The sequence below is a fragment of the Planomicrobium sp. CPCC 101110 genome, from assembly GCF_007859395.1.
In the GTDB taxonomy this organism is placed as follows: Bacteria; Bacillota; Bacilli; order Bacillales_A; family Planococcaceae; genus Planococcus.
Genome location: NZ_VOHD01000006.1, coordinates 428261 through 446247, shown reverse-complemented (window position 1 = coordinate 446247; position 17987 = coordinate 428261). Strand labels below are relative to the sequence as shown.

At 51.0% G+C, this 17987-nt stretch carries 15 protein-coding genes and 1 pseudogene; 15 read left to right on the top strand and 1 reads right to left on the bottom strand.

Features of this window, described 5'->3' with window-relative positions; translation table 11 throughout:
- The 11 genes from FQV30_RS10090 (at position 1) to FQV30_RS10040 (ending at position 13875) form a co-directional block, all read left to right on the top strand.
- Complete coding sequence (locus tag FQV30_RS10090; RefSeq protein WP_146500030.1) at positions 1-1095, top strand: Leu/Phe/Val dehydrogenase; 1095 nt, start codon at positions 1-3, stop codon at positions 1093-1095.
- A gap of 21 nt (positions 1096-1116) precedes the next feature.
- A complete protein-coding gene (buk, locus tag FQV30_RS10085) occupies positions 1117-2202 on the top strand; it encodes a butyrate kinase (RefSeq protein ID WP_146500029.1) in 1086 nt (361 codons plus the stop codon).
- A 22-nt stretch (positions 2203-2224) separates the two neighbouring features.
- Positions 2225-3652 (top strand): dihydrolipoyl dehydrogenase, encoded by a 1428-nt coding sequence (gene lpdA / locus FQV30_RS10080; RefSeq protein ID WP_146500028.1) that lies wholly within the window; start codon positions 2225-2227, stop codon positions 3650-3652.
- Between the two features lie 13 nt (positions 3653-3665).
- On the top strand, positions 3666-4670 hold the full coding sequence (locus tag FQV30_RS10075; RefSeq protein WP_146500027.1) for a thiamine pyrophosphate-dependent dehydrogenase E1 component subunit alpha: 1005 nt from the start codon (positions 3666-3668) through the stop codon (positions 4668-4670).
- A complete protein-coding gene (locus FQV30_RS10070) occupies positions 4670-5653 on the top strand; it encodes an alpha-ketoacid dehydrogenase subunit beta (RefSeq protein WP_146500026.1) in 984 nt (327 codons plus the stop codon). The genes FQV30_RS10075 and FQV30_RS10070 overlap by 1 nt, the downstream gene beginning before the upstream one ends.
- A gap of 320 nt (positions 5654-5973) precedes the next feature.
- Positions 5974-7311 carry a dihydrolipoamide acetyltransferase family protein gene (locus FQV30_RS10065; protein ID WP_146500025.1) on the top strand — a complete coding sequence of 446 codons (1338 nt, stop codon included), beginning with the start codon at positions 5974-5976 and terminating at the stop codon, positions 7309-7311.
- A 107-nt stretch (positions 7312-7418) separates the two neighbouring features.
- Positions 7419-9113 carry a methylmalonyl-CoA mutase family protein gene (locus tag FQV30_RS10060; RefSeq protein ID WP_146500024.1) on the top strand — a complete coding sequence of 565 codons (1695 nt, stop codon included), beginning with the start codon at positions 7419-7421 and terminating at the stop codon, positions 9111-9113.
- A 1-nt stretch (position 9114) separates the two neighbouring features.
- A complete protein-coding gene (gene scpA / locus FQV30_RS10055) occupies positions 9115-11262 on the top strand; it encodes a methylmalonyl-CoA mutase (RefSeq protein WP_146500023.1) in 2148 nt (715 codons plus the stop codon).
- On the top strand, positions 11262-12329 hold the full coding sequence (gene meaB, locus FQV30_RS10050) for a methylmalonyl Co-A mutase-associated GTPase MeaB (RefSeq protein ID WP_146500022.1): 1068 nt from the start codon (positions 11262-11264) through the stop codon (positions 12327-12329). Before scpA ends, meaB begins: the two co-directional genes overlap by 1 nt.
- A 66-nt stretch (positions 12330-12395) precedes the next feature.
- Positions 12396-12836, top strand: coding sequence for a BrxA/BrxB family bacilliredoxin (locus FQV30_RS10045; RefSeq protein WP_146500021.1), 441 nt, complete (start codon positions 12396-12398; stop codon positions 12834-12836).
- A 55-nt stretch (positions 12837-12891) separates the two neighbouring features.
- Positions 12892-13875: an aromatic acid exporter family protein gene (locus FQV30_RS10040; protein ID WP_146500020.1), complete on the top strand. Its 984-nt coding sequence runs from the start codon at positions 12892-12894 to the stop codon at positions 13873-13875.
- Positions 13876-13905: 30 nt separating this feature from the next.
- Here FQV30_RS10040 and prli42 read toward each other — a convergent pair whose 3' ends face one another.
- Positions 13906-14001, bottom strand: a complete 96-nt coding sequence (gene prli42 / locus FQV30_RS17975; protein ID WP_186725617.1) for a stressosome-associated protein Prli42 — start codon at positions 13999-14001, stop codon at positions 13906-13908.
- Positions 14002-14169: 168 nt separating this feature from the next.
- Here prli42 and mce point away from each other — a divergent pair, with 168 nt between their 5' ends.
- The 4 genes and pseudogenes from mce to FQV30_RS10020 all read left to right on the top strand — a co-directional run.
- Positions 14170-14568, top strand: coding sequence for a methylmalonyl-CoA epimerase (mce, locus tag FQV30_RS10035; protein ID WP_146500019.1), 399 nt, complete (start codon positions 14170-14172; stop codon positions 14566-14568).
- 16 nt (positions 14569-14584) lie between these two features.
- Positions 14585-16126 carry an acyl-CoA carboxylase subunit beta gene (locus tag FQV30_RS10030; RefSeq protein WP_146500018.1) on the top strand — a complete coding sequence of 514 codons (1542 nt, stop codon included), beginning with the start codon at positions 14585-14587 and terminating at the stop codon, positions 16124-16126.
- Positions 16127-16141: 15 nt separating this feature from the next.
- Positions 16142-17260 (top strand): M20/M25/M40 family metallo-hydrolase, encoded by a 1119-nt coding sequence (locus tag FQV30_RS10025; RefSeq protein WP_146500017.1) that lies wholly within the window; start codon positions 16142-16144, stop codon positions 17258-17260.
- 316 nt (positions 17261-17576) lie between these two features.
- Positions 17577-17951: pseudogene (locus FQV30_RS10020) on the top strand (CAP domain-containing protein); the annotation flags it as partial.
- Positions 17952-17987: the final 36 nt, after the last annotated feature.

Genomic DNA, 17987 nt, shown 5'->3' with positions numbered 1-17987 from the left:
ATGGAAATTTTCAAAAAGATGGAAGAGCACGACTATGAGCAATTGATTTTTTGCCAAGATAAAAATTCAGGCTTGAAAGCGATCATCTGCATCCATGATACGACACTCGGGCCTGCGCTTGGCGGGACCCGCATGTGGAACTATGCAACAGAAGAAGAAGCGATTGAAGATGCCATCCGCCTAGGGCGCGGAATGACCTACAAAAATGCAGCGGCCGGCCTTAACCTGGGCGGCGGAAAAACGGTGATCATCGGAGACCCGTTGAAAGACAAGAACGAAGAGATGTTCCGCGCATTCGGCCGCTTTATCCAAGGCTTGAATGGCCGCTACATCACAGCTGAAGATGTGGGCACGACTGTTGCAGATATGGATTTGATCCGTGAGGAAACCGATTTTGTAACGGGGGTTTCACCAGCGTTCGGTTCATCAGGGAACCCTTCTCCAGTAACAGCATACGGCGTGTATACGGGCATGAAAGCGGCGGCGCTGGAAGCATTCGGCGATGATTCGCTGGAAGGCAAAACAGTAGCTGTGCAAGGCGTAGGAAATGTTGCATATACACTGTGCAAACACCTTCACGAAGAAGGCGCAAAACTGATTGTCACGGATATCAACCAAGAATCCGTACAGCGGGCAGTGAATGACTTTGGGGCGACAGCTGTCGAGCCGAATGAAATCTATTCGCAGGATGCCGACATTTTTGCTCCTTGCGCAATGGGGGCTATCATCAACGACGAAACGATCCCTCAATTGAAAGTGAAACTGGTGGCTGGAGCTGCGAACAACCAATTGAAAGAGGCCCGCCACGGCGACGAGCTGGAAGCGCGCGGCATAGTCTACACTCCTGACTTTGTCATCAACTCCGGCGGCGTCATCAATGTAGCAGATGAGCTGTACGGCTATAACCAGGAACGCGCGATGAAGCGCGTTGAAACCATATACGACAGCATCACCAAAATATTCGAAATCTCAAAACGCGATAATGTCCCTAGCTATATCGCCGCTGACCGCATGGCGGAAGAGCGCATCGCACGCGTCCGGAATTCACGCAGCCAGTTTTTGCGCAATGAACACAATATCCTTAGCAGACGCTAATGGCAGAACGGAGGGGCCGCTGTGCAAGAACAGCTGTATCGAGTACTAGTCATCAATCCTGGATCAACTTCGACTAAGATCGGTGTTTTTGACAACGATGTCCTGATCATGGAAAAGACCATCCGCCACAATGCAGAGGCGATTTCCGGCTTTTCATCCATCATCGACCAATACGCTTTTCGCAAAAAAATGATTTTGGAAGCACTGGATGAAGAAGGGATGAACGTCTCCAACCTTTCCGCGGCATGCGGAAGGGGCGGGCTTCTCCGCCCGATCGAAGGCGGGACCTATTCGGTCAATGATGCGATGCTCGAAGATTTGCGGAGAGGCTATTCAGGCCAGCATGCGTCCAACTTAGGCGGCATCATCGCTTTTGAGATCGCAAGCGGTTTGAATATCCCGTCGTTCATCGTCGATCCGGTAGTTGTCGATGAACTTGATCCGATTGCCCGGATTTCGGGCTTTGCGATGATCGAGCGCAAATCGATTTTCCACGCATTGAACCAGAAAGCGGTCGCCAGGCATTATGCCAAAGACCAAGGCCGCAAATACGAAGAATTGAATCTGGTCGTCACCCATATGGGCGGCGGCATCACAGTCGGCGTCCACTCGGGCGGCCGTGTGATCGAAGTCAACAACGGCCTTCACGGCGACGGGCCTTTCAGCCCGGAACGCGCCGGAACCGTCCCGGCTGGCGACTTGGTGGAATTATGTTTTTCAGGGCAGTATTACCGACAGGAAATCATGAAGAAACTGGTCGGCCAAGGCGGATTGGTCGGGTATTTAGGAACCAATGACGCCGTGACCGTTGAAAAACGGATCCAAAAGGGCGACAAAGAAGCTGAACTTGTATACGAAGCGATGGCCTATCAAGTGGCTCGCGAAATCGGATCTGCAAGCGCCGTTCTAAAAGGCCAGGTCGATGCCATCCTTTTGACAGGCGGCTTGGCATATGGGAAAGGCTTTGTCGAAGCGATTTCCCAGCGTGTCAATTGGATTGCGGACGTGGCTGTCTATCCCGGCGAGAACGAACTGCAAGCATTGGCTGAAGGGGCAGTGCGCGTATTGAAAGGCGAAGAAAAAGCGAAAATCTATCCAACAGGATAAAAGTAAAAAGGAGGCCATCCTTATGGCTCAAAATTACGATGTAGTGATACTCGGGGGTGGAACGGGCGGTTATGTAGCTGCTATCCGTTCGGCTCAACTCGGGTTGAAAACGGCGATTGTCGAAAAAGGCGATCTTGGCGGCACATGCTTACATAAAGGGTGCATCCCGAGCAAGGCGCTGCTCCGAAGTGCTGAAGTATATTCCACGACCAAAAATCACGCGGCGGACTACGGTGTTCAAACCGGGGAAGTATCGCTTGATTTTTCGCGTGTCCAGCAGCGCAAGCAAGGGATTGTCGACCAGCTGCATGCAGGTGTCCAGGGGTTGATGAAAAAAGGCAAAATCGATGTGTATGAAGGGATCGGCCGAATTCTGGGGCCTTCCATTTTCTCGCCGAATGCCGGTACGGTATCTGTTGAGATGAATAACGGCGAAGAAAATGAGATGCTGATTCCGAACAATGTCATCATCGCTACGGGTTCACGCCCACGGACATTGCCCGGATTGGCGATCGACGGCAAATTTGTTATGAGCTCCGATGAAGCCTTATTGATGGAAGAATTGCCGAAATCGATTTTGATTGTCGGGGGCGGGGTTATCGGAATCGAATGGGCTTCAATGCTCAACGATTTCGGCGTAGAGGTGACAGTCATCGAATATGCTGACCGCATCATTCCGACGGAAGACAAAGACGTTTCAAAAGAAATGCAGAAATTATTGGCGAAAAAAGGCATCAAATTTGCGGTCGGCGCCAAAGTGGCAGCGGATACCCTTGACACCGGCGACCATGGCGTAACGATCCAAGCGGAAATCAAAGGCGGCATGGAGACGTTCACAGCGGAAAAAATGCTGGTTTCCGTCGGCCGCCAAGCGAACGTTGAAAATATCGGCCTGGAAAACACGGACATTGTTGTGGAAAAAGGCTTTATCCAAGTCAAGGGATCGTTCCAGACAAAAGAATCCCATATCTACGCGATCGGCGATGTGATCGGCGGCCTTCAGCTTGCCCACGTCGCATCCCACGAAGGAATTACGGCGGTCGAGCATATCAAAGGCAACAACCCCCATGCAATCAATTACGATTTGGTATCGCGCTGCATTTATTCCAATCCGGAAGCGGCAAGCGTCGGCATCACCGAGGAACAGGCTAAAGAGCAGGGCTATGATGTCAAAATCGGCAAATTCCCGTTCAAAGCGATAGGTAAAGCTCTTGTGTACGGTGAGTCCGACGGTTTTGTAAAAATTGTCGCCAACAAAGATACAAATGATATTCTTGGCGTCCATATGATCGGCCCGCATGTGACCAATATGATTTCAGAAGCTGGACTTGCCATGGTTTTGGATGCAACCCCATGGGAAATCGCCGATACGATCCATCCGCACCCGACCTTATCGGAAATCATGGGCGAAGCGGCATTGGCCGTCGACGGCAAAGCGATTCATAGCTAAAGGAGGAAATTCAATGGCTTCTAGACACGAAGAAGTAGGCTTGTCAAACGATGATTTGCTGAAAATGTATGAAACGATGCTTACAGCGCGCCGTGTAGACGAACGCATGTGGCTATTAAACCGGGCGGGCAAAATCCCGTTCGTCATTTCCTGCCAAGGGCAGGAAGCGGCTCAAGTCGGGGCGGCTTTTGCGCTTGACAATCAAAAAGACTATATCGCACCCTATTATCGCGACCTTGGCGTAGTGCTGCATTTCGGCATGACTCCTAAAGATCTGATGTTGTCGGCTTTCGCGAAAGCGGAAGACCCGAACTCGGGAGGCCGCCAGATGCCTGGCCACTTCGGACAGAAGAAAAACCGCATCTTGACCGGCTCATCGCCGGTTACGACCCAATTGCCCCATGCTGTGGGTGTAGCCCTGGCCGGCAAAATGAAAAAACAGGATTTCATCACTTTCACTACACTTGGCGAAGGCTCTTCCAACCAAGGGGACTTCCACGAAGGCTTAAACTTTGCCGGCGTCCATAAATTGCCGGTTATCACGATGGTGGAAAACAATAAATACGCAATCTCGGTGCCGTTTGACCGCCAAGTGGCAAGCAAGAATGTATCCGACCGGGCGGCAAGCTATGGCATGCCGGGCGTGACAATTGACGGGAACGACCCGATTGAAGTCTACCGGCATGTGAAGGAAGCTGCTGACCGCGCACGCCGCGGCGAAGGCCCAAGCCTGATTGAAACTGTTTCGGAGCGGATGACGGCCCATTCATCGGATGATGACCACCGCCAATACCGTTCAGCCGACGAATTGGCTGCCCAAAAAGAAAAAGATCCCATTCTTTTATTTGGCGCTTACTTGAAAGAGCATACTATTATGGACGATCAGCTTGAAGCAGATATCAACAAGCGGATCATGGCTATCGTCAACGAAGCGACTGATTACGCGGAGAATGCTCCATATGCGGAACCGGAACATGCCTTGAAATACGTTTACGCAGAACAAGGAGGTAACGAATAATGGCAGTTATGAATTATATTGACGCCATCACGCTTGCCATGAAAGAAGAGATGGAACGCGATGAAAACGTTTTTGTCGTCGGCGAAGACGTCGGTAAAAAAGGGGGCGTGTTCAAAGCGACCCAAGGCCTGTACGATCAGTTTGGCGAAGACCGCGTAGTTGATGCGCCGCTGGCTGAATCGGCTATTGCAGGTGTTGCCATCGGTGCAGCAATGTACGGCATGCGTCCGATTGCTGAATTCCAGTTTGCCGATTTCATCATGCCGGCAGTCAACCAGATCATTTCGGAAGCTTCGCGCATCCGTTACCGCTCAAACAATGATTGGTCTTGCCCGATTGTTTTCCGGGCTCCGTTTGGCGGCGGTGTTCACGGCGCTTTGTACCATTCCCAGTCGGTTGAAGCGGTATTTGCCAACCAGCCCGGCCTTAAGATCGTCATTCCTTCCACACCCTACGATGCAAAAGGATTGCTGAAAGCGGCGATCCGCGATGAAGATCCGGTCATGTTTTTCGAGCACAAGCGCGCATACCGGCTGATCAAAGGCGAAGTGCCGGAAGAAGACTATACAGTTGAAATCGGCAAAGCGGACGTTAAGCGCGAAGGCGATGACATTACCGTCATCACATACGGCCTAGCGGTGCATTTCGCTCTGCAGGCGGCAGAACGTCTGGCAGAAGACGGCATTTCCGCACATGTTCTCGACCTTCGCACCATTTATCCACTGGACAAGGATGGCATCATTGAAGCTGCGAAAAAGACCGGCAAAGTGCTGCTTGTGACCGAAGACAACAAGGAAGGAAGCATCATTGGCGAAGTGGCGGCAATCATTGCTGAAAACTGCCTGTTCGATCTTGACGCTCCGATCAGACGCTTGGCCGGTCCGGATGTTCCGGCAATGGCTTATGCACCGACAATGGAAAAATACTTCATGATCAATCCGGATAAAGTTGAAAAAGCTATGCGGGAATTGGCTGAGTTTTGATTCATATGGCTTGAAATGATGATATCGGTCTTCCGCAAAACAGCTTCGCTTTCGTGCGGGCATGCGGGAGTCTTCGGTGCTTTGCTCCATATCTTTTCTTAAGAAGCGAAACAACCAAACAGAGATTATATAGGAAAAGGCTGTAATTTTGTCTTTCAATATTCAAGGAAAGAGCGGAAGGCAGCGGCTCCGGCGGGTGTAGCGTGGGCTCTGAGGCCCCGAAAGGAGCGCAAGCGACTGAGGAGGCTTGGGCCATGCCCGCGGAAAGCGTCCGCCTGGAGCGATTTCTTTGAACTTATATTTGAAAAGGAGGAACCCCTTTGGCTATAGAAAACATAAAAATGCCTCAGCTTGGTGAAAGTGTGACAGAAGGAACCATTGAAAAATGGCTCGTCCAGCCAGGTGACCATGTCAACAAGTACGATCCTTTGGCGGAAGTCAATACCGATAAAGTAACGGCGGAAGTCCCTTCTTCGTTCACAGGCACCATCAAGGAACTGGTCGCTTCTGAAGGCGATACGCTGGCTGTCGGGGAAATCGTCTGTACGATTGAAACCGAAGGCGGCGACTCGGCTCCTTCTGAAGACAGCAAACCGGCTGAATCCGGAACAGAAAACCTTATGCCGGCAGCCGATACAGCAGCAACAAAAGGCATGAAGGGCGAAAAAGGGTCTTCCCAGCCCGCTCGGACTGCTGCAAAAGGCCGCTACTCACCCGCCGTGTTGCGTTTGGCTCAGGAAAACGATATCGATTTGACTCAAGTTACGGGTTCCGGCAATGAAGGCCGCATCACGCGCAAGGATTTGATGGCGCTCCTCGAAAGCGGCAATATCCCGAAAGCGGGAGAGGCTCCGGCTCAACAAGCGCCTGCCGCTGAACAGCCGGCAGCACCAAAAGCCGAAGCGCCTCCAGCTGCAGCGCCTGCTCCAAAATCAGCGCCGATTGAAAGCGCGCCGGGAGATATTGAAATTCCGGTTACCGGCGTCCGCCGCGCGATTGCCGCTAATATGCTGAAGAGCAAACACGAAGCGCCGCATGCATGGATGATGATCGAAGTGGATGTGACAGAGCTTGTCACCTACCGCGATTCGATCAAAGCGGACTTCAAGAAAAAAGAAGGATTCAACATCACGTACTTCGCATTTTTCGTAAAAGCGATTTCCCAAGCGCTGAAAGAATTCCCGATGATGAATTCGATGTGGGCAGGAGACAAGATCATCCAGAAAAAAGACATCAATATTTCAATTGCTGTCGCTTCTGATAACGCCTTGTTTGTGCCGGTCATCCGGAATTCCGATGAAAAATCCATCAAAGGCATCGGCCGTGACATCAATGACCTTGCGCTGAAAGCGCGCAACGGGAAATTGGGTTCTGCTGATATGCAGGGCGGAACGTTCACCGTAAACAATACGGGCTCTTTCGGATCTATCCAGTCAATGGGCATCATCAACCACCCGCAGGCTGCGATTGTCCAGGTGGAATCGATCGTTAAACGCCCGGTGATCATGAACAATGGCATGATTGCAGCGCGCGATATGGTCAATTTGTGCTTGTCGCTAGACCATCGTGTATTGGATGGGTTGGTTTGCGGCCAATTCCTGGCACGAGTGAAAGAAATTTTGGAGAACATGTCCAAACAAAACACTTCCGTTTATTGAATGTTAAAGTGAAAAGCTTGGGGTCCTAGGACCCCAAGCTTTTTTTCCTTTAATGTAAAAGCATACTCAGGTAAAATGGAAAGAGAGAGCCTCAGGGAGGGAATAGCGTGACGATTGAATTGATGAAAAAGACGGAATTTTCGAAACGTACATATGTGCAATGGCGGCAAGCGGCAGAGCAAGCCTTGAAAGGGAAGCCTTTTGACAAAGAAATGAAAACGCTCACAATTGAAGGGGTGACCATTGAGCCCCTTTATACAAAAGAATCGCTGGAAAGGCTGGGCCCTTTTTTTCCGGCGCAAGTGCAAGCGGTCCGCAACGGCAAACAAAAGCCCGGCTGGCTGGTGGCGCAGGAAATTGAAGGGGAATCTCCCGCTGATTTTCTAGCGTCGGCAAAAGCGGCTCTGGCGCGAGGCAATGAAATGGTCGTATACACGAGTTCCAAGAAATCGGAATGGCAGGATCACGAATTGGAAGAGCTGGCAGGATTGATCTCAAACTATCCGATTTACTTTAAGCTGACCAAAGAAAACCGGGACATCTTGCGTGTTTTTGAATGGATCGGCAACAGCGAAATGGCAAAAGTGCAAGGCGTTATTTTTTCGGAAGAACCGGTGGAGGCACCGGCCAATGTACGCACCAGACTGATTGATTTGATTCCTGTCCATAATTCCGGAGGCACAATCATCCATGAGTTGGGCGTCGCGCTTAGCATGCTGGCGGAAGAAATGGAAGAGGCCGCTTTTGTGGAAAAAGCCGGGCGTCTCTGGGTCCGGTTTGCAATCGACACCCACTTTTTCCAGGAAATCGCGAAACTCCGGGCTTTCCGTGCATTATGGGCCGTTTTTTGTTCTGCATATGGGCAAGCGGCGCCGGCCGTTCCCATCTTTACCGAAACGTCGGTGCGGTCGTACTCGAAGCTGGATCCGTACGTCAATTTGCTGCGGGCGGGAAACTCGGCATTTTCCGCCGTGCTTGGCGGCACGGATGCCCATACCGTTTTGCCCCATGACTTCTTGACAAATCCCGATGCCGTCAGCCGCCGCATCGCGCGGAATGTCCAATTGGTCATCAAAGAAGAAGCACACGTATCGCATGGCTTGGATGCTGCGGCAGGATCTTATTTTATCGAATCGCTGACAAAAGAATACGTGGACGCGGCTTGGAATTACTTTTTGGAAATCGAAGGGGCGGGCGGCTATTCAGAAGCGATGAAATCAGGCTGGCTGACCGATGATATCCAAGCAAAATGGTTGGAGCGTGAAAACAAGATTGCCGTCCGGCAAGAATCGCTTATCGGCACGAACATCTACGCCAATCCAAAAGAACCGGTAAAAGACGCGGAAATTGAATACAGCCATTTGGAATACGCAACTGCAAAGCGCTTGGCTGCACCCTTTGAAAAGCTGAGAGCCAGAGCCAAAGAAACGCAGCTGAAAACCGCTGTCCTCCATTTAGGGCCGTTGAAGGAAGTGAAGCGCCAATCGGATTTTGTTGTCGGCTTCTTGGCAGTCGGCGGCATTGAGCCGCTCATAAGCCCGGAACTTGCGTCAGCCGCCGCCATTAACGAATTTTTGGCTGAGCATGGGATCGACTATGCGGTGCTATGCGGAACGAAGGAAAAAATGGCAGAAGTTGCGCCGGAACTTTCCGTGGAGGCCGCAATAGATGTCGCAGGGAAATATCCGGCTGAACAGCTTGCCGAATGGAAGCGGTTTGGCATAAAGGATGCGATATACAGCGGCAAGGCTCTCCCGGAAAAACTCGAGCAGATTTTGGGCTTAGGAAGGAAGGCCGTGTAATATGACCAAACCCGATTTTTCCAAAGTAAATATCCAAAAACTGAACATCCATGAAAGCGGTTTGAAAAAAGAAGAAGTGTTCATGACCAATGAAGGCATCCCGATTAAACCGGCATATACAGCAAAAGATACAGAATTCCATGAAGAAAGCATGCCGGGCTTTGCCCCGAATGTCCGCGGGCCTTATCCTACGATGTATGTATCCCGGCCGTGGACGGTCCGGCAATATGCTGGCTTTTCAACTGCGGAAGAAAGCAATGCGTTTTATCGGCGGAATCTTGCGATGGGCCAAAAAGGCTTGTCTGTCGCGTTCGATCTCGCTACGCACCGCGGTTATGATTCTGACCATCCCCGCGTTGTCGGTGATGTCGGCAAGGCAGGGGTTGCCATTGACAGTGTGGAAGACATGAAAATTTTGTTCGATGGCATACCGCTTGACCAAATGTCGGTGTCGATGACCATGAATGGTGCCGTTGTTCCGATCATGGCGTTTTTCATCGTTGCTGCGGAAGAACAGGGCGTTTCCCCGGAGCAGCTCGCAGGCACGATCCAAAACGATATCTTGAAAGAATACATGGTGCGCAACACCTATATCTACCCGCCAGCTATGTCGATGAAGATCATAGCGGATATCTTCCAGTTCACTTCGGAAAAAATGCCGAAATTCAATTCGATTTCCATTTCGGGCTACCATATCCAGGAGGCCGGGGCAACAGCGGACATCGAATTGGCATATACCCTCGCCGATGGACTGGAGTATGTCCGTACGGGACTTGCCGCCGGCATCGATATCGATTCTTTTGCGCCGCGATTATCGTTTTTCTGGGGGATCGGCATGAACTATTTCATGGAAATCGCGAAAATGCGGGCAGCCAGGGAAATCTGGGCTAAAATGATGAAATCGTTCAATCCGAAAAACGATAAATCCCTCGCTCTTCGCACACATTCGCAGACGTCGGGCTGGAGTTTGACCGAACAGGACCCGTTCAATAATGTGACGCGCACGCTCATTGAAGCGAATGCTGCTGCCATGGGGCACACGCAATCGCTCCACACCAATGCGCTTGATGAAGCGATTGCCCTGCCGACAGACTTTTCAGCGCGCATCGCCCGCAACACGCAGCTGTTTTTGCAGGAAGAAACGATGATGACGAAAGTGATCGATCCATGGGGAGGGTCTTATCAGGTTGAAGCGCTGACCAACGAATTGATGGAAAAAGCATGGGATCTGATCGAAGAAGTTGAAAATCTCGGCGGCATGGCGAAAGCGATAGAAACCGGACTTCCGAAAATGCGCATCGAAGAAGCGGCTGCGAAAAAACAGGCGCGGATTGATTCCAACGAGGAAGTGATCATCGGCGTGAACCGCTACCGGCTGGATCAGGAGGATCCGATTGATATTCTGAATATCGACAATACGCTTGTGCGAAAAAAACAAATCGAGCGGCTTGAGCGCATGAAAGCCGAACGCGACAGCGAACAAGTGAAAAAAGCGCTCGGGCGGCTGGCAGAAGCGGCAAAATCGGGCGAAGAAAACATTCTGGCTTGCGCGGTGGATGCAGCACGCCACCGGGCGAGCCTTGGTGAAATATCGGATGCCATAGAAGCGGCGTCCGGACGGCATAAGGCGGTGATCCGTTCAGTGAGCGGCATATACAGTTCCAACTTCTCCAATCAGGAAGAAATCCAGGCCGTAAAGGAAATGACCGAAGACTTTATGGAAAACGAAGGCCGCCGGCCGCGGATTTTGATTGCTAAAATGGGGCAGGACGGCCATGACCGGGGAGCAAAGGTCATAGCGACAGCTTTTGCCGATTTGGGCTTTGATGTTGATATCGGGCCCCTTTTCCAGACCCCGGCGGAGACAGCACAGCAGGCAGCGGAGAATGATGTCCATGTGATCGGCGTCAGCTCGCTTGCGGCGGGGCATAGGACGCTGGTTCCCGACCTGGCCGCTGAACTGAAGAAGATTGGCCGTGAAGATATCTTGATTGTGGTGGGAGGCGTTATACCCGCGCAGGATTACGAATTCCTCCGCCAAAACGGCGCAAGTGCAATCTTTGGGCCGGGGACGGTCATCCCGGTGGCAGCCCAGAAAGTGATAGAGGAAATTTATGTCCGCCTCGGCTATGAGGAAGTGGCGGACTGATGGATCGGGAAAAGACGACAAGGCATGTGTTGAAAGGCGTTCCTGCCACCCACGATGGCATGAGCGCCGCACCGCGGAAAAAATTCAGGAAACCGGGCGGCCAGGCGACCGACATCACGGAAATTGCTGAAGGGGTGCGAAACGGTTCACGGCTTTTCCTGGGAAAAGCGATCACGCTGCTTGAAAGTTCGAATCCTTCCCATAAAAGAGAAGGGCAGGAGCTGTTGAACCGCCTGCTGCCTTTTACGGGGAATAGCGTGAGGATCGGCATCACCGGCGTCCCAGGGGCAGGTAAAAGCACTTTTATCGAAACGTTCGGTGAACTCTTGACCGGGCTTGGCCATCGCGTGGCGGTTCTCGCAATCGACCCGAGTTCATCTTTGACCGGCGGCAGCATCCTGGGCGACAAAACCCGTATGGAGCAGCTGGCAAGAAACCCGCATGCTTTTATCCGTCCTTCTCCGACAGCCGGGACGCTCGGCGGTGTCCATAAGAAGACGCGGGAAACGATGCTGCTTTGCGAAGCGGCGGGGTATGATGTTATACTCGTGGAAACAGTGGGGGTAGGGCAAAGCGAAACGCTTGTGCGCGGTATGGTGGACATCTTTTTGCTGCTGGTGCTGACGGGTGCCGGAGATGAGCTGCAAGGGATGAAAAAAGGGATCCTGGAGCTGTCGGATGCTTTGATCGTCCATAAAGCGGATGGCGATAACGCGCGCCTCGCAAAAAAAACGGTGGCGGAGTATCGAGGAATGCTCCATTTCCTGCAGCCGGCGACTCCTGGCTGGAAAACTGCAGCGCTTGCCGCTTCGTCGCTTGAAAAGACAGGAATCGCTGAAGTGTGGCATCTTGCCGAAGAGTTCCAGCGAACCGTAAAGGGAAGCGGAAACTGGGAAATGCGGCGGAAATCCCAAACAAGGGATTGGTTCCGTGCGATGATTGCTGATGAGCTGCATAGCCGTTTTTTTGAAGATCCGGCCAAGCGGGACAGGGTGAAAAAATTAGAAATGCAAGTGGTTGAAGGGGAATTGCCGGTATCCAAAGCCATTTCCCTCTTGTTCGAGTAAGCTTTTTTGCATGTCTTTTCAAGGGATGCTATGATTAGTGGAGTACTATATGAGGAGTGAACCCAAATGGCAATGGATTTTAATTTTTTGATGAATGATATCGTCACCACTGCCCGCCAAGAATTGGTTGACGGCGGATATACACAGCTTGAAACAGCTGAAGAAGTAACTGAATCTTTTTCAAAACCTGGCACTAGCCTTGTGATGATCAACTCTGTCTGCGGCTGCGCCGGCGGCATCGCCCGTCCAGCGGCACTTCATGCAATCCATTATGACAAACGCCCTGACAACTTGTATACTGTTTTTGCAGGACAAGACAAAGAGGCGACTGCCCAGGCCCGTGCAATTTTCGGGGATGACCATCTTCCGTCATCACCGTCATTCGCTCTTTTGAAAGACGGCGAATTGGTAGGCGAAATCGGCCGCCACGAGATTGAAGGGCATGATCCTATGTCCGTAATCACCCATATCCAAGCTTTGTTTGAAGAGCATTGCAAAGAAATCTAAGTCCGAATGCCCCTTCAGAGGGGCATTTTTTTCATGTCGAAAACCGGAGGCAAGCATGAAGTTAAAGCGTTTTTCCATCGGCTACCGTACATTGAAAACGGCGGCAGGCGCGGCCATCGCCATTTCATTGGCGCAGTTTTTTGATCTTGATTATTATGTGTCGGCTGGCATTCTGGCCATCCTGTGCATTCAGCCGACCAAAAAGAAATCCATCAGGGCGGCGTTCACCCGTTTTGTCGCAAGTTTGATCGCCATTGCCTATGCTTTTATCTTCTTTGAAGGCTTCGCTTACCATCCGGCGATTTTGGGCATCTTGATTTTACTTTTCATTCCGCTATTGGTGTCGCTTGGTTTCACGGAAGGGTTTGTATCAAGCTCCGTTATTTTGATGCATATATACGATTCCAAAAATTTGACGGGCGGCCTTTTTATCAACGAGCTCATGCTCATGGCCATCGGCTTCGGCACAGCGCTTGTGGTGAACATGTATATGCCGAGCATCGAGCGGAAGCTGGACGCCTACCGCTCTGACATAGAAAATCTATACTCCGTGATATTCCGGGAAATCGTAGTTTATTTGCGCCAAGGCGATACGGATTGGAGCGGAAAGGAACTGGTGGAAGCGGCCGACATTTTGAAGAAAGCAAAAGCGCTGGCCTACCAGGATGTTGAAAACCATGTTACGCGGCTTGAAAACAAATATTATCGGTATTTCGACATGCGCGAGCAGCAATTCGACATTATCGAACGCATTTTGCCGAAGATCACCGCGCTTCCGGTCATGGTAGGCCACTCGGACCTGGTCGCGGATTTTCTCGAGGACTTGGGCGGACACGTGCATTCCGGCAATACCGCCCAGCACTATATCAACAAATTGGAATCGCTGAAAGCCGATTTTGCCAATTTGCCGCTTCCGAAAGACCATGAAACGTTTCTGGCGATGGCGTCTCTTTATCAAGTGATCCAAGAAATGGAGACCTATCTGGAAATCAAGCAATCGTATAAAGGATTCCATAACAAAAAGACGGCCGAAGAATGATCTGGCCGTCTTTTTTCTGAGTTTATAAAGTTAGATGATAAAGCTGATTCCCATCATCAAGCTAGACAACAGCATCAACACGATCATAGCGTAGACGACGAATTTACGGAAAAAATTATTTCTCATCGGTTGTAAGACTCCTTTGTTATCAAGTGTTCTTGTAGAGATGATATCATAAATTCCTTGGGAACTGAAGAACAACGGCCGTCGTTTTCCAAATATTCCAGTAGAACTAGAGTTTTTATTTGCGAATGGGTACAATAAAGGAGAAGCTGAAAAAGGATGTGAACCACGATGAAGAAAGTCGATCATATCGGAATCGCCGTCCGGAATCTGAATGAAGTCCTTCCTTATTATATGGAAACACTGGGCTGCCCGCTTTTGAAAATCGAGGAAGTCGCTTCGGAAAACGTCCGTGTCGCATTTATCGATGCAGGCAACATCAAGCTCGAACTGCTTGAACCGATAAATGAAGAAAGCGCTGTCTTTTCGTTTTTGGAAAAAAGGGGTGAAGGCATCCACCACATTGCGTTCGGTGTGGAAAGCATCGAAACGCGCATGGCCGAACTCAGGGAAAAAGGAGTCCAGCTGTTGAACGAACAGCCGAAACTTGGCGCAGGCGGCGCACTGGTCGCTTTTGTGCATCCGAAATCCTCGAACGGCGTATTATACGAATTGTGTGAAAAGCAGTAGCAGAGGGAGTGGGGAAATGGATATCTACGAAAGAATCAATGAACTGTATGACCGCAAGCGCGAAATCGAACTCGGCGGGGGCGAAGAGCGAATCGAAAAGCAGCATGATAAAGGGAAATTGACAGCACGCGAACGCATCGAACTGCTTGTTGACGAAGGCTCTTTTGTTGAATTGAATCCGTTTGTCGAGCACCGAACGACCGATTTCGGCATGGCGAACGGGCCGGGTGAAGGGGTGGTCACGGGATACGGGAAAGTGAATGGGCGGCCGATTTACTTGTTTTCCCAGGATTTCACGGTTTTTGGCGGTGCGCTTGGCGAAATGCATGCGCAAAAAATCGTCAACGTCATGGATATGGCGGCGAAAAATGGAGCTCCGTTCATCGGGCTGAACGATTCGGGCGGCGCCCGAATTCAGGAAGGCGTATTGTCGCTTGACGGCTATGGCCATATTTTTTACCGGAATTCCATTTATTCGGGCGTCATTCCGCAAATATCAGTTATACTCGGGCCATCAGCGGGCGGCGCGGTTTATTCGCCAGCCATCACTGATTTTGTGTTCATGGTCGATAAAACAAGCCAGATGTTCATCACCGGACCGAAAGTGATCGAGACGGTGACAGGGGAGAAGATTTCGTCCGAAGACCTCGGGGGATCGAGAGTACATACCGCAATCAGCGGAAACGCCCATTTCCGGGGGGCTTCTGAAGAAGAAGTGCTGGAAATGGTGCGCCGATTGGTCGGCTATTTGCCGCAGAACAACCATGAAATGCCGCCGCGCGAACCTGCAGGGGATGAAGATGACTATCGGCCAGAGCTGGCCGAGGTGGTCCCTTACGAAGCAATCCGCCCGTATGATGTCCGTAAAGTGGTCGAACAAGTGGTGGACGGGGGCACATTCATGGAAGTGCAGCCGGAATTCGCGAAGAATATCGTCATCGGGCTCGCTCGAATAAAAGGGGAGACGGTCGGGCTTGTATGCAATCAGCCGAAAGTGATGGCAGGCGGGCTTGATATCGATTCGTCCGACAAAGCCGCCCGCTTTATCCGTTTTTGTGATTCGTTCAACATCCCGATCATCACGTTCGAGGATGTTACCGGCTTTTTCCCTGGCATCAAGCAAGAACACGGCGGCATCATCCGCCACGGGGCTAAAATCCTGTATGCATATTCCGAGGCGACCGTCCCGAAAATGACAGTCATTTTGCGCAAGGCATACGGAGGGGCTTATGTGGCCCTCAATTCAAAATCCATCGGAGCGGACTTGGTGTATGCATGGCCGAACGCAGAAATTGCGGTCATGGGACCGCAGGGGGCGGCCAATATCATTTTCGCACGGGAAATTGAGGCAAGCGATGATCCGGAAAAAACGCGGGCTGCAAAAATCGAGGAATACCGGGAGAAATTCGCCAATCCTTATGTCGCCGCAGCGCGAGGCATGGTGGATGATGTGATCGATCCGCGTGAAACGCGCATCAAACTGATACAGGCGCTGGAAATGATGCGCCATAAAAAAGATGCGCGGCCGGCAAAAAAGCATGGCAACATGCCATTATAAGAAGAGGTGCAAAACATGAACAAAGAGCGATTGTTGAACGAGTTTCTTGAATTGGTGCAAATCAGTTCCGAAACGAAAAATGAAGGTGAAATTGCCGGGGTTTTGAAAAGAAAGCTGGAGTCGATCGGGTTCCACGTAGCGGAAGATGATTCCTCGTTGCGAAACGGCCACGGCGCCAACAACCTTATCGCGACTTTAAGGGGAGGTGCAGCCGGTGTCCCTGCCATCTACTTTACAGTCCATATGGATACGGTAGTGCCTGGCATAGGGGTCAAACCCGAAGTGCGGGGCGGCTGCGTTTATTCTGACGGCACGACGATCCTCGGGGCGGATGATAAAGCGGGAATCGCGGCATTGTTGGAAATGATCCGCACAATCCAAGACCAGCAGATCGAGCACGGCGACATCCAATTCGTCATAACAGCGGGCGAAGAAAGCGGATTGGCAGGAGCGAAGGAATTTGATCCTTCCTTGCTGTTCGCCAAATATGGCTATGCGGTTGACAGCGACGGCAAAGTGGGGGGCATCGTCACTTCCGCGCCTTTTCAGGCGAAACTGTGGACGACAATCTACGGCAAGACCGCCCATGCCGGAGTGGCGCCGGAAAAAGGAGTCTCGGCCATCACCATTGCGGCGAAGGCGATTGCGAAAATGTCGCTCGGACGCATTGATTCAGAAACCACTGCCAACATCGGACGTTTTGAAGGCGGCCGTGCGACCAACATCGTCTGCGATGAAGTATCGATTTTAGCGGAAGCGCGTTCGATCCGTGAAGATAAATTGGCGGATCAGACAGCTCACATGGAATCCGTTTTCGAAAGTGTTGCCGAGAGCCTTGGCGGCAGGGCCAAAACCGATGTGAAATTGATGTACCCGGGTTTCCATTTTGAAGAGACGGAACGAGTGGTGAGGATCGCGCAAAAAGCTGCAGCCAATATCGGCCGGCCTTCGCCGGTCCTGACGAGCGGAGGCGGCAGCGATGCGAATATCTTCAACGGTTTTGGCATCCCGACCGTCAACCTTTGTGTCGGCTACGAAGAAATCCATACCAAGAACGAGCGCATGCCCATTGAAGAACTGGAGAAGCTTGCGGAACTGCTGGTGGAAATCGTTAAAGAAACCGCCTTTCAATGAAATGCTCCTCTAACCAAATATAAAAAGAGTCTGCTAATGCAGACTCTTTTTTCACCTTTATTACCAAATATTTAACATTGTATCAGTACTTTAATAATGCTATATTAAATTAGTGCTGTATTATATTAAAAAAATGATAGGTGGAATTGAGAATATGAAGAAAAAGATAACCGCAACAGCTCTATCCTTGGCATTGATTTTCCCTGTCGCCGGACCGGCAGCGGCAGCAAACTATGCTGGGAATGTTGTCCATAAGGAAAATCCGGTGTCAGCCGCCGCCAAAGATTCCGCAAAAGCGGCAGCTGCCGCATACGCATTGTCGGCTTATGAAAAGGAAATCGTCTCTTTGGTAAACAAGGAGAGAGCTAAAGCCGGCCTAAAAGCGCTTGCTGTAGACATAAAGCTATCCAAAGTTTCCAGGCTGAAATCGGACGATATGAAAAAGCGGAACCAAATGAGCCATATCGGTACATACGGCAGCCCTTTCGATATGATGAAAAAATTCGGGATCAAATACAGATCTGCAGGAGAGAACATTGCAAGAGGCTACAGAACGCCAAAAGAAGTCATGAAAGGCTGGATGAGCAGCCCGGGGCACAGGGCAAACATCCTCAACAAAAAATACACGCATATCGGGGCAGGCTATACGCCATCCGGCAGTTATTGGACGCAGCAGTTTATCCAAAAGTAAGGGAAGGAGGAGCATTCGGCTCCTCTTTTTTTTTGC

Coding starts and splice junctions, on each gene's coding strand:
- FQV30_RS10090 (WP_146500030.1), top strand. CDS start 1: ATGGAAATTTTCAAAAAGATGGAAGAGCACGACTATGAGCAATTGATT.
- lpdA (WP_146500028.1), top strand. CDS start 2,225: ATGGCTCAAAATTACGATGTAGTGATACTCGGGGGTGGAACGGGCGGT.
- FQV30_RS10075 (WP_146500027.1), top strand. CDS start 3,666: ATGGCTTCTAGACACGAAGAAGTAGGCTTGTCAAACGATGATTTGCTG.
- FQV30_RS10070 (WP_146500026.1), top strand. CDS start 4,670: ATGGCAGTTATGAATTATATTGACGCCATCACGCTTGCCATGAAAGAA.
- scpA (WP_146500023.1), top strand. CDS start 9,115: ATGACCAAACCCGATTTTTCCAAAGTAAATATCCAAAAACTGAACATC.
- meaB (WP_146500022.1), top strand. CDS start 11,262: ATGGATCGGGAAAAGACGACAAGGCATGTGTTGAAAGGCGTTCCTGCC.
- FQV30_RS10045 (WP_146500021.1), top strand. CDS start 12,396: ATGGCAATGGATTTTAATTTTTTGATGAATGATATCGTCACCACTGCC.
- FQV30_RS10040 (WP_146500020.1), top strand. CDS start 12,892: ATGAAGTTAAAGCGTTTTTCCATCGGCTACCGTACATTGAAAACGGCG.
- prli42 (WP_186725617.1), bottom strand. CDS start 14,001: ATGAGAAATAATTTTTTCCGTAAATTCGTCGTCTACGCTATGATCGTG.
- mce (WP_146500019.1), top strand. CDS start 14,170: ATGAAGAAAGTCGATCATATCGGAATCGCCGTCCGGAATCTGAATGAA.
- FQV30_RS10030 (WP_146500018.1), top strand. CDS start 14,585: ATGGATATCTACGAAAGAATCAATGAACTGTATGACCGCAAGCGCGAA.
- FQV30_RS10025 (WP_146500017.1), top strand. CDS start 16,142: ATGAACAAAGAGCGATTGTTGAACGAGTTTCTTGAATTGGTGCAAATC.